The sequence below is a fragment of the Paenibacillus sp. MMO-177 genome (assembly GCF_037147795.1).
Taxonomy (GTDB): Bacteria; Bacillota; Bacilli; order Paenibacillales; family Paenibacillaceae; genus Pristimantibacillus.
This window is the reverse complement of record NZ_JBBCUR010000004.1, coordinates 29,643-41,895: the sequence shown is the minus strand read 5'-3', so window position 1 is coordinate 41,895 and position 12,253 is coordinate 29,643. Positions and strand designations below refer to the sequence as shown.

Genomic DNA, 12,253 nt, shown 5'->3' with positions numbered 1-12,253 from the left:
TTATAAAATTGCTAATCACGGCCTTTTCTCCGACGGGGAAGAGGCCTTTTATGTGAATGTATACCTGCTTATTGCTGGAAATAAACGCGATGCGTTGCGGGCGTCACGACAAACTGTTACAATTTAAGGCAAACAGGCGTATTTATGAAAGGGGAAGACCATGCTCGGACTAGTGAAAAAAATATTCGGTGATGCGAACGAGCGCGAGGTCAAGCGTCTCACGCGTACGGTAGAAGAAATTAACGGACTTGAGTCCAAGATATCGCCGCTGTCTGACGATGAGCTGCGTAATAAAACGGAAGAGTTCAAGGCGCGTCTTGAAAAAGGCGAGGATATTGACTCGATTCTCCCGGAAGCTTTCGCGGTCGTGCGCGAAGCGTCGAAGCGTACGCTTGGCATGCGCCATTTTGACGTGCAGCTGATGGGCGGTATGGTACTGCATGAAGGCAAGATCGCGGAGATGAGAACCGGTGAAGGTAAAACGCTCGTTGCGACGCTTCCTACTTATCTGAACGCTCTGCAAGGAAAAGGCGTACATGTCATTACGGTCAATGATTACCTTGCATCGCGCGACAGCCAGATCATGGCTGAACTTTATAATTTCCTTGGACTGACAGTCGGCTGTAACCTGCACGGCTTGACGCATGAAGAGAAGCAAGAGGCTTATGCTTGCGATATTACTTACGGAACCAATAATGAGTTCGGCTTTGACTATTTGCGCGATAACATGGTGCTGTACAAAGAGCAAATGGTTCAACGCCCTCTTTATTATGCAATTATAGACGAAGTGGACTCCATCCTGGTCGACGAGGCGCGTACGCCGCTGATCATCTCCGGACAAGCACAAAAATCGACGGAGCTGTATTATGCTGCCGACCGTTTTGTCAGCCGTTTGAAAGAGGAAGAGGATTACACGGTTGATATTAAGCTCCGCAACGTAACGCTGACGGAAGCCGGCGTTGAGAAGGCGGAGAAAGCATTCGGCATCGAAAACTTATTCGATCATGCGAACGTGACGCTGAACCACCACGTTCAACAAGCGCTTAAAGCGCATGTCATCATGAAGCGCGACGTGGATTACGTCGTTAACGAAGACGAAGTCGTCATCGTTGACGAATTTACGGGCCGTCTGATGGCGGGCCGCCGTTACAGCGACGGTCTGCACCAAGCGATCGAAGCGAAGGAGCAGCTGAAGGTTCAGAACGAGAGCATGACGCTTGCGACGATTACGTTCCAGAACTACTTCCGCATGTACCGCAAGCTGTCCGGCATGACCGGTACGGCGAAGACGGAGGAAGAAGAATTCAAACGGATCTACGGTCTTGAGGTTATTCAAATTCCGACAAACCGCGCTTTGATCCGTAAAGATATGCAGGATGTCGTCTACAAATCCGAGAATGGCAAGTTTAAAGCCGTTGTAGAGGAAATTGTGGAACGTCACAAGAAAAACCAGCCGGTACTCGTGGGTACAATTTCCATCGAGAACTCGGAGCGTCTGTCCGACATGCTGAAGAAGCGCGGCGTACAGCATAAAGTCCTGAACGCGAAGTTCCATGCGGAGGAAGCGGAAATTATCTCCCGCGCGGGTCAAGCGGGTGCGGTAACAATCGCAACAAACATGGCGGGACGCGGTACGGATATTTTGCTTGGCGAAGGCGTAAGCGAGCTGGGCGGTCTGCACATTATCGGTACGGAGCGCCATGAGAGCCGTCGTATCGACAACCAGCTGCGCGGTCGTGCCGGCCGTCAAGGCGACCCGGGCTCCTCGCAGTTCTACCTATCCCTTGAGGATGAGCTGATGCGCCGCTTTGGCGCGGAGAACATTATGGGCATGATGGACCGTCTGGGTCTCGAAGAAGACCAGCCGATCGAGAGCCGCCTGATTACTCGTGCTGTTGAGTCCGCTCAGAAGCGCGTAGAGGGCAGCAACTTTGATACCCGTAAAGTCGTCCTGCAATATGACGATGTCATGAACCAGCAGCGCGAAGTGATTTACAAACAGCGCCGTGATGTATTGTATTCGGATAACATCCGCGAGATCGTTATGGAGATGATCGTGCCGGTTATCGAGCATGTGGTTGAAGCCCATACGGAAGGCGATATTCCGGAAGAGTGGGATCTGCAGGAAATTGCGGATTACGTGAACTCCAACCTTCTCCCTGAGGATACCTTCTCGAAGGACGATCTGTGGGGCAAAGAGAAGGAAGAGATTATCGAGCTTATCAAGGGCAAGGTTGTCGCTTATTACGATGAGCGCGAGGCTGAGCTTGGCGCCGAAACGATGCGCGAATTCGAAAAGGTTGTCGTACTGCGCGCGGTAGACAGCAAATGGATGGATCACATCGATGCGATGGATCAGCTCCGTCAAGGTATCCACCTCCGTGCATACGGCGGTACGGATCCTCTTCGCGAGTATCAGTTCGAAGGCTTCGAGATGTTTAAGGAAATGATCTACAGCATCCAGGAGGAAGTCGCGAAATACATCATGAAGGCGCGCGTGGAGAGCAACCTGGAGCGTCAAGAGGTCGCACAAGGCCAAACGACGACCAACAGTCCTGCTGAAGCGGAGAAGCGCCCTGCGAAGCGCGAAGAGCGTACGGGACGCAACGACCTTTGCCCATGCGGCAGCGGCAAGAAGTACAAAATGTGCCATGGAATGGGTAAGTAACACCTGACCTAAGCTATTCGCATAAGGTAACATACACGGTTAACGCGCCGGTCAGCCCCTAGCGGGCGAACGGCGCGTTTTATGCAGTCTGCACGGATTTACCGCGGCCAGGCCGCGCATACTTAATTTTGAGGTGAAGCTACGCGATGATAGAAACAAACGTAAAACAGGATTTGCGTGAAGTGGCGAAGCGGCTCCAAGAACTCAGGGGGTCTCTTTGACTTAGATCTGAAGCTGGAGCATATCGCAAACTTTGAGGAGAAAATGACTGCCCCGGATTTCTGGGACGATAATACGAAAGCGCAGGGCATTATCTCGGAGCTGAATGCGATTAAGTCGGTCGTTGAGCAATACGAACGGCTGAATACGGAATGCGAAGATCTACAGACATTGATTGAGCTGGCTGACGAAGAAAGCGACGAGTCGCTGGAGGCTGAAGTTATTGGAGGCATTGCTTCCCTGAACGAAAAGGTTAACGGCTTTGAATTGCAGTTGCTGCTGAATCAGCCATACGACAAGCTGAATGCCATTCTCGAGCTGCATCCGGGTGCGGGCGGCACCGAGTCGCAGGACTGGGGTCAGATGCTGTACCGGATGTACACGCGCTGGGCGGAGAAACGGGGCTTCAAGGTTGAAGTGCTCGATTACCAGGACGGCGACGAAGCAGGCATTAAGAGCGTAACGATTGCGGTCAAAGGCTACAACGCCTACGGCTATCTGAAAGCGGAAAAAGGCGTTCACCGTCTCGTTCGTATCTCCCCGTTCGACTCGTCCGGCCGCAGACATACGTCCTTCGTGTCCTGCGACGTAGTACCGGAGATCACGGAAGATATTGAAGTCGAGATCCGTACCGAGGATCTGAAGGTCGATACGTACCGCGCGAGCGGCGCCGGCGGCCAGCACGTCAACAAGACGGAGTCCGCGATCCGGATTACGCATATCCCGACAGGCATTGTCGTGGCGTGCCAGCAGGAGCGTTCGCAGATTCAGAACCGCGAGCGTGCGATGAACATGCTTCGTTCGAAGCTTTACGAGCGTAAGATCGAAGAGCAGCAAAAGCATCTCGCCGAAATTCGCGGCGAGCAGTCGGATATCGCTTGGGGCAGCCAAATTCGTTCGTACGTTTTCCATCCGTACAGCATGGTGAAGGATCACCGGACTTTGGTGGAGACAGGCAACGTTGGCGCCGTGATGGACGGCGACCTGGATGCTTTTATCGACGGCTATTTGCGCAGTCAGATCCGTCACGACTAAGCAGCAGGATGACTTGCGGCAGGGCGATCGGTCATGAGACTAGGCATCTGAACTGAAGCATCCGGCTGCCGGCGAGTCTACGTTGGATTTCGTACAGGGAAAATGCCGTGTATAGCGGGGGGAGCATGCGTTATATTGGATTCCATACAGTAAAATTCGTCTGTGGAGGTTAAATGTCTTCTATTCGGAAGAATTTGATGGAGTAAATCCAACGTAACTCTTTTTCCTCGCTTATTAGGCTGATTCTACTGGAACAAATCCAATGTAGGGGTCCTCTCCGCAAGGGCATTTGATTAGGAGTGGCCTCTGCGGACAAATACGCGCCATTCGAAGACAGAACATATGCATAGCTTTGGGGAAGAGCTCCAACACTTATAAAGGTTGGAACTCTTCTTTTTTGTGCGTTATGAGAACTACATACGATGGAAGATCATGCGCGGCATGAATAACATAACAGAGGTTGATTGACAGAGAGGCGGCATGGTGATCCATGGACAGCAAGAATAACGAGGTAGAAATTTCAAAACGCAATAGGCGACCGGCAGGCAGGAAGGCAACGCCGCTTGATGTCGTCTGGAGCTTTTTGCAGGTCATTATCGGTTCATTTATAGTAGCGCTCAGCTTTAATCTTTTTCTCGCTCCGAACGGAATCGCTTTCGGCGGTGTATCGGGCATATCGATTCTTGTGCATAAAACGCTTGGCATCACGCCGGCTTATACCCAATGGGCGCTGAATATTCCGCTCTTCCTGGCCGGGCTCTTCCTGCTCGGCAGACGGTTCGCGCTCAAAACCTTGCTTGGCACCATCGTGCTTCCTTTATTCGTCCTGCTTACGGCACACTGGTCTCCTCCTACCGACAATATGCTGCTTGCGGCTATCTATGGCGGCATTGGCGTGGGGATCGGGCTTGGCATCGTATTTCGCGGGCGGGCTTCAACCGGAGGGCTTGATCTGGCTGCGCAGATCCTGCACCGTTATACCGGCATTCCGCTTGGGCTTGCGGTGGCATGCTTTGACGGATGCGTGATCGCGGCGTCGGGTATTTTTCTTTCTCCGGAGGCGGCTTTGTATGCCTTGATCGGACTATTCGTAACCAGCAAGACGATTGATATTATTCAGAGCGGCATTCCGCTGTCGAAGGTTGCTTTTATTATCAGCGATCATGCCGATCTGATTGTGAATGTCATCCTGCATGACCTTGACCGGGGAGTCACGAGGCTCGACGCGCATGGCGGCTACACGAACGAGAAGCGCCAGGTGCTGATGGTCGTTGTGGGGCAGATGGAAGTAGCGAAGCTGAAGCAGCTGGTAAGAGCGGTGGATCCGGGTGCTTTCGTCATTATAAGCAACACGGCGGAGGTAGTGGGACAGGGTTTCAAATCGGAATAAATTGTACGGAAAATGACATCTTTTTTACATTGTATTAATATGAATACGACTGTATAATAATACGAAACAACGTAATATTTCCATGTGAACCTGATTCATGTACAATATAGATTTAGATGATCTACGTAGGTTGAATCCATGCTTTCGGGTTCAACTTATTTCGAGGGAGAGAACGTGTATGAGCGAGAAATTAAAGGTTGCGATCGTCGGCTCTACCGGTTATGGCGGTATTGAGCTTATTCGTTTGTTGGCTAGCCACCCGTTGGTGGAGATTACGTCGGTTATTTCCTCGTCCAGCGCGGGAATGCCGATTGCGGAATGGTTCCCGCATTTGACGGACATTCAGACGGCTTTGCTTGATGACGTGGATCCGCAGGCAATCAAAGCGAAGGCTGACGTCGTCTTTACGGCAACTCCGGCCGGAGTGGCGGCTAAGCTGGCTCCGCAGCTGCTGGATGCCGGCCTGAAGGTCATTGACCTGTCCGGCGACTTCCGTCTGCAGGATACGGCTTTATACGAGAAATGGTATAAAAAAACACCGGCGGATGAGCAATACTTGAAGCAGGCTCTATATGCTCTCCCTGAGATTAACGGCGACAAAGTACAAGGGACTTCGTTTATTTCGAACCCGGGCTGCTTCGTAACGTCCGCGCTGCTTGGTCTTGTTCCTGCCGTGAAGGCAGGCTGGATTGATCCGGCGACGATTATTATCGACTCCAAATCGGGCGTATCGGGCGCAGGCCGCGGCGCAAGCCTTGGCACGCATTACTCCGAACTGAACGAGAACTTCAAAGCCTACAAAGTAAATCAGCATCAGCATGTCCCCGAAATCGAGATGGTGCTGTCTGAAGCGGCGGGCCGGGAGGTAGTGACAACGTTCACGCCGCATCTGGTGCCCATGACAAGAGGAATCCTGTCGACCATGTACGCTACGGTGAAAGGCGAGCATAACGCAGCTGATTTTATTGAACTCTACAAGCAATTCTATGAAGGCCGCCAATTCGTCCGCATCCGCAAGGAAGGCGTTCTGCCGCAGACGAAGGAAGTATGGGGCTCCAACTATTGCGATATCGCTTTTAACTACGATGAGAGAACGGGCCGCATTACAATTATTTCGGTCATTGATAACCTTGTTAAGGGCGCGTCGGGACAAGCGATTCAGAACCTCAACCTGATGATGGGCTGGGATGAAGGCCTTGGCCTGCAGTTCGTGCCGGTATATCCGTGATCTTGAACATATGGCGTTAAGAATATTCTTTATACTTATTCATTTTAGAATTGAGCAATTATTCGTACAAGGTGAAGGAGAAACGAGGAGAAATGGGACAGGTGCAACAAGCTAAAGCGCTGTATTCGGTCGTCTCGGACGGATCGATTACGACCCCTAAAGGATTCAGAGCCGGTGGTCTCCACTGCGGCCTGAAGAAGACAACCCGCCATGATCTTGGCGCAATCGTATGCGAAGTACCGGCGGCATCCGCCGGCGTCTACACGACAAACGTGTTCCAGGCAGCGCCAATCAAGGTGACGCGGGAGAGCATTGAATCGGATGGCTTCCTGCGCGCCGTTATCGTGAACAGCGGCAATGCCAATGCGGTAACGGGCAAGCAAGGCGAAGACGATGCTTACGAGATGCGTTCGCGTTTTGCCGAATCGATCGGCGTGTCCGCGGATCAGATTGCGGTCGCTTCGACGGGCGTGATCGGCGAGAACCTGAAGATGGATAAGGTGCGTGCAGGTATCGACGCGCTTCCGGCGAAGCTGGAGGCGGACCGCGATGCGGCGGACGGCTTCTGTCAAGCGATCCTGACCACGGACCTTGTGCAAAAAATGGTATGCGTCTCGGTTGAGATTGACGGCCAGACGGTACATATTGCCGGCGCGGCTAAAGGCTCCGGCATGATTCATCCGAATATGGCCACTATGCTTGGCTTTGTGACCACGGATGCGGCGATCGGCAGCGCTGCGCTTCAAACGCTGCTTCGCGAAGCGACAAACTATACGTTTAATATGATCACGGTGGATGGCGATACAAGCACCAACGATATGCTGGTTGCCATGGCGAGCGGCCTTGCCGGCAACAGAGAGCTGACGCCGGAGCATGAAGGCTGGGCTGCTTTCTCGGCTGGCCTTCGTTACGTATGCGAAGTGCTGGCAAAAGCAATCGCCCGCGACGGAGAAGGCGCGACAAAGCTGGTTGAAGTGCAAGTGCACGGCGCTGTGAACGACGAAGCGGCGACGGCGATTGCGAAGACGGTTATCGGCTCTTCCCTGGTGAAGTCCGCGGTATTCGGCGCCGACGCGAACTGGGGCAGGATTATCGCGGCGGTAGGCCGCGCAGGCCAGCCGGTTAACCCGGATACGGTAGACGTGCGAATCGGCGATATCGTGACGCTGGAAGGCTCCCGTCCGGTTGCTTTTGACGAAGATGCGGCACTGGAATACTTGAAGGGCGATACGGTTGTAATCCGCGTCGACCTGCATATGGACAATGGTACGGCAACGGCTTGGGGCTGTGACCTGACGTACGATTATGTCCGCATTAACGCGGCATACCGCACGTAACGCTAGGGCAGAGGAGAACGGATCAACTTATGGCACAACGTTTTGTAATGAAATGCGGCGGCAGCACGCTGGCTGCGCTTCCCGATTCCTTCTTCGGCGAGCTGCGCGAGCTGCAAGAGTCCGGCGTTCATCCGGTTATCGTCCATGGCGGCGGTCCGGCGATCTCCGAGACGCTGACGAAGCTTGGCATTGAGACGGAATTCGTAAACGGCCTGCGCAAAACCAATGATGCTGTGCTCGACGTGGTCGAGATGGTGCTTGCGGGCCGAATCAATAAGGAAATCGTCCGTAAAATCCAGACAAACGGCGCGAAGGCGCTAGGACTCTCCGGTGTAGACGGTTTGCTGATCCAGGCAAAACCGGTTGCGAACACCGCGGAGATCGGTTTTGTCGGGGATGTAACGGATGTGAATGCGGAAGTGATTGAAGGCGTAATGGCTATGGGCTATATGCCGGTTATCGCTCCGATTGGGATTGACGCAAGCGGTCAGCGCTACAACATCAATGCGGATACGGCAGCTGGCGCCGTTGCTTCCCATCTTGGCGTTGAACAGATGATCGTGGTGACGGACGTGCCGGGCATTATGCGTAACGTAGACGGAGAGAAGAAGGTACTGCCTTCCGTAACCGTAGCCGAGATCGAAGAGATGATTGCAAGCGGCGAGATTTACGGCGGCATGATTCCGAAGGTACGCGCGGCGGTGCAGTGCATTCAAGGACGCGTTCGCGAGGTTGTTATAGTGAGCGGCGAAGAGCCGGGTGTTCTTAGCCGGGCCGTGCGCGAAGGCGGCGTAGGTACAAGAATCGTACAGGAGTAGAGAAAGGCGGTTAAAGTCGATGAGCGAGACGAAAGTAGCGGCAGCGCCCGAGCAATCCTTGCTGCCAACTTATGCGAGATATCCAATCGCGCTTGTGAAGGGCGAAGGAAGCTGGCTGTGGGATGATCAAGGCAACAAATACCTCGATTTCATGAGCGGCATTGCCGTAACCAACCTTGGCCATGCGCCTCAAAAAGTAAAAGAAGCACTGATCAAGCAGCTGGATGAGCTATGGCATGTGTCCAACCTGTTCCGCATTCCGAATCAGGAAGAGGCAGCGCATCTGATCACTTCGAACAGCAGCGGCGATGCCGTCTTCTTCTGCAACTCCGGGGCGGAAGCGAATGAAGCCGCGATCAAGCTGGCTCGCCGTTACCAGCAGAAGGTGCTGAACAACGGACGATACGAAATTATTACGTTTGAATCCTCCTTCCACGGCCGTACGCTGGCAACCTTGACAGCAACCGGACAGGAGAAGGTGAAGGAGGGCTTTGCGCCTTTGCCGGAAGGGTTCAAATATATCCCTTATAACGATATCGAAGCATTAAAAGCGGCGATCTCCGATAAAACGGCGGCAGTTATGCTCGAATTGATCCAAGCGGAAGGCGGTATCTTCCCGGCGGATCAGGCGTTTGTAGATGACCTGGTGAAGCTGTGCGAAGAGAACGGCATTCTGGTCATCATCGACGAGATCCAGACCGGCATGGGCCGTACGGGCAAGCTGTTCGCCTATGAGCATTACGGCATCGAGCCGGATATTTTCACGCTGGCAAAAGGTCTCGGAAGCGGGTTCCCGGTTGGCGCGGCGGTTGCGAAGGAAAAGCTTCGCGAAGCTTTTGGCCCGGGCAGCCATGGCTCTACCTTTGGCGGTACGCCGATTGCGACGGCAGCGGTAAAAGCAACGGTGGAGACGATTGTAGGCGAGAACCTGCCGCAGCGTGCGGCTGAGATGGGCGCTTATCTGATGGATGAGCTGAAGAAGGAGCTCGCGGGCAATTCGTTCGTGAAGGAAGTTCGCGGCCAAGGTCTAATCGTGGGAATCGAATGCGTGGAGCCGGTTGGCCCCGTTTTGACGGCGGCGCAAGAGCAAGGCCTGCTCGTCATTTCCGCAGGACCAAACGTGGTGCGTCTTCTGCCTAACCTTCTGGTGACGAAGGAAGAGATCGACCAGGCTGTGGCGACACTAAAGCAATTGTTGGCTAACGCGGTTAAAGCCTAAGGCTTGAAATATATAAATAGAGGATTTAGGAGGGTTACGCAATGGTAGATACAGTAAAGGAAGATTTGGCGGCAAGCCTAAAAGGCCGGGATTTTCTTATGCTTCTGGATTACACGCCGGAAGAGATTCGGTACCTGATCGATCTTGCGATCGATTTGAAGAAGAAGCAGAAGGCTGGCGAGGTTTATCAGCCGCTGAAGGGCAAAACTTTGGGCATGATTTTTGAAAAATCGTCCACCCGTACCCGCGTATCGTTCGAGGTTGGCATCTACCAGCTGGGCGGCCAAGGGCTGTTCCTGAGCGGCAACGATCTGCAAATCGGCCGCGGCGAGCCGATTCTGGATACGGCGCAAGTGTTGTCCCGTTACCTTGACGGCATCATGATCCGTACGTTCGCTCACCGCAACGTGGTGGAGCTGGCGCGCGGAGCAACAATCCCGGTTATTAACGGTCTTACGGATCTGTCCCATCCATGCCAGGCGCTGGCGGATTACCAGACTATTCTCGAGCACAAAGGACGTCTTGAAGGGCTGAAGCTGGCTTACATCGGCGATGGCAACAATGTTGTTCATTCCCTGATGATGGGCGCCGCTAAGCTGGGCGTTGATATTTCCATCGCGACGCCGGAAGGCTATGAGCCGGACGCGGATCTTCTGAAGCAATCGATCGACAACGCGAAGGAAACCGGCGCTCGCATTCATCTGTGCCGCGATCCGAAGGAAGCGATTGCCGATGCGGACGTGGTATACTCGGACGTTTGGGCGAGCATGGGGCAAGAGGCTGAGCAGAAGGAACGCGAGCTTGCTTTTGCCAACTTCCAGGTGAACGAAGCGTTGGCGAAGTATGCGAAGAAGGACTACCTGTTCATGCACTGCCTGCCTGCACACCGCGGCGAGGAAGTAAGCGAAGGCGTTATCGACGGACCGAACTCGATTATTTTCGACCAGGCTGAAAACCGTCTGCACGCGCAAAAAGCGATAATGGCAGCAATCATGTAGGTTTAAAATCGTTTTTAATAAATCAAAGGGGTGCTAGGAGAAATTATGGCGAAGGAAAAAATTGTACTGGCCTATTCCGGCGGTCTGGATACGTCCATCATCTTGAAATGGTTGAAAGAAACGTACGATGCGGAGATCATTGCTTTCACGGCTGACATCGGTCAAAAAGAAGAGCTCGACGGCCTTGAAGCAAAAGCTCTGGCAACCGGCGCATCGAAGGTGTACATCGATGACCTGCGCGCAGAGTTTGCGAGCGACTTTATTTTCCCAATGTTCCAAGCGGCAGCGCTGTATGAAGGCCAATACCTGCTTGGCACATCCATTGCCCGTCCTCTGATCGCGAAGCGCATGGTTGAGATCGCACGCGCGGAAGGCGCTACAATGATCGCGCACGGCGCAACAGGCAAAGGCAATGACCAAGTGCGTTTCGAGCTTGGCGTAGCCGCTCTTGCTCCGGACATCAAAGTGATCGCGCCTTGGCGCGAAGAGCGCTTCCGGGAAGAGTTCCCTGGCCGCGCGGAAATGATCGCTTTTGCCGAGAAGCATGGCATTCCGGTTACCGCATCGGCTTCCAAGCCTTACTCGACGGACCGCAACCTGCTGCACATCAGCTTTGAGTCGGGCATGCTCGAGGATCCTTGGTTCGATCCAAGCGCAGAGTCCAACGAAGAAATGTACGTGCTGAGCGTGTCCCCGGAGAGAGCTCCGGATCAAGCGGAATACGTAGAGCTTACTTTCGAAGCAGGCAACTGTATCGCGATCAACGGCGAACAGCTCAGCCCGCTGCAAGTGATGGATAAATTGAACGAAATGGGCGGCAAGCATGGCATCGGCCGCGTGGATATGGTAGAGAACCGCTTCGTAGGCATGAAGAGCCGCGGCGTGTACGAGACGCCGGGCGGTACAATCCTGTTCACGGCGCACCGCAAAATGGAATCCCTGACCATGGACCGCGAGGTTATGAACCTTCGCGACTCCCTGATCTCGAAATACGCTCAGCTCGTGTACAACGGCTTCTGGTTCGCGCCTGAGCGCCTCGCGCTTCAAACGCTTGTAACCGAGTCGCAAAAGAACGTAACGGGCGTTGTCCGCCTTAAGCTGTACAAAGGCAACGTGATCGGCGCCGGCGTGAAGAGCCCGGTGAGCTTGTACAATCCGGATATCGCGACTATGGAAGCCGATCCATCCCAAGCGTACGACCAAGGCGACGCTACAGGCTTTATCCGCCTGAACGCACTTCGTCTGAAAGTATCGTCCGGCGTAGAACAAAGCAAGAAATAATATAACCGAATATTCGTTTAGGCCGTTATGTGCGATGCATGTTAGCGGCCTTTATGGCAA

At 53.6% G+C, this 12,253-nt stretch carries 9 protein-coding genes; all 9 read left to right on the top strand.

The features are described 5' to 3' along the window. Positions 1 to 160: 160 nt before the first annotated feature. The 9 genes from secA to WFK81_RS15680 all read left to right on the top strand — a co-directional run bounded on the left by secA (position 161) and on the right by WFK81_RS15680 (position 12,193). On the top strand, positions 161 to 2,668 hold the full coding sequence (secA, locus tag WFK81_RS15720) for a preprotein translocase subunit SecA (RefSeq protein ID WP_336787361.1): 2,508 nt from the start codon (positions 161 to 163) through the stop codon (positions 2,666 to 2,668). A gap of 146 nt (positions 2,669 to 2,814) precedes the next feature. After that, positions 2,815 to 3,922, top strand: a protein-coding gene (gene prfB, locus WFK81_RS15715) for a peptide chain release factor 2 (protein WP_336787360.1) whose coding sequence is annotated in 2 segments (ribosomal slippage) — positions 2,815 to 2,886 and positions 2,888 to 3,922 — 1,107 coding nt in all. Because the reading frame shifts where the segments join, the coding sequence is not laid out codon by codon here. A 490-nt stretch (positions 3,923 to 4,412) separates the two neighbouring features. Next, a complete protein-coding gene (locus WFK81_RS15710; protein WP_336787359.1) occupies positions 4,413 to 5,312 on the top strand; it encodes a YitT family protein in 900 nt (299 codons plus the stop codon). A gap of 178 nt (positions 5,313 to 5,490) precedes the next feature. Next, on the top strand, positions 5,491 to 6,540 hold the full coding sequence (gene argC, locus WFK81_RS15705; protein ID WP_336787358.1) for an N-acetyl-gamma-glutamyl-phosphate reductase: 1,050 nt from the start codon (positions 5,491 to 5,493) through the stop codon (positions 6,538 to 6,540). Between the two features lie 92 nt (positions 6,541 to 6,632). Beyond that, on the top strand, positions 6,633 to 7,877 hold the full coding sequence (gene argJ / locus WFK81_RS15700) for a bifunctional ornithine acetyltransferase/N-acetylglutamate synthase (RefSeq protein WP_336787357.1): 1,245 nt from the start codon (positions 6,633 to 6,635) through the stop codon (positions 7,875 to 7,877). A gap of 29 nt (positions 7,878 to 7,906) precedes the next feature. Beyond that, positions 7,907 to 8,695: an acetylglutamate kinase gene (argB, locus tag WFK81_RS15695; RefSeq protein ID WP_336787356.1), complete on the top strand. Its 789-nt coding sequence runs from the start codon at positions 7,907 to 7,909 to the stop codon at positions 8,693 to 8,695. Between the two features lie 19 nt (positions 8,696 to 8,714). Next, positions 8,715 to 9,914, top strand: a complete 1,200-nt coding sequence (locus tag WFK81_RS15690; RefSeq protein WP_336787355.1) for an acetylornithine transaminase — start codon at positions 8,715 to 8,717, stop codon at positions 9,912 to 9,914. 41 nt (positions 9,915 to 9,955) lie between these two features. Next, on the top strand, positions 9,956 to 10,912 hold the full coding sequence (argF, locus tag WFK81_RS15685; RefSeq protein ID WP_132308895.1) for an ornithine carbamoyltransferase: 957 nt from the start codon (positions 9,956 to 9,958) through the stop codon (positions 10,910 to 10,912). Between the two features lie 45 nt (positions 10,913 to 10,957). Next, the gene (locus tag WFK81_RS15680; protein WP_336787354.1) at positions 10,958 to 12,193 is read left to right on the top strand and encodes an argininosuccinate synthase; all 1,236 of its coding nucleotides are present in this window, start codon (positions 10,958 to 10,960) and stop codon (positions 12,191 to 12,193) included. Positions 12,194 to 12,253: the final 60 nt, after the last annotated feature.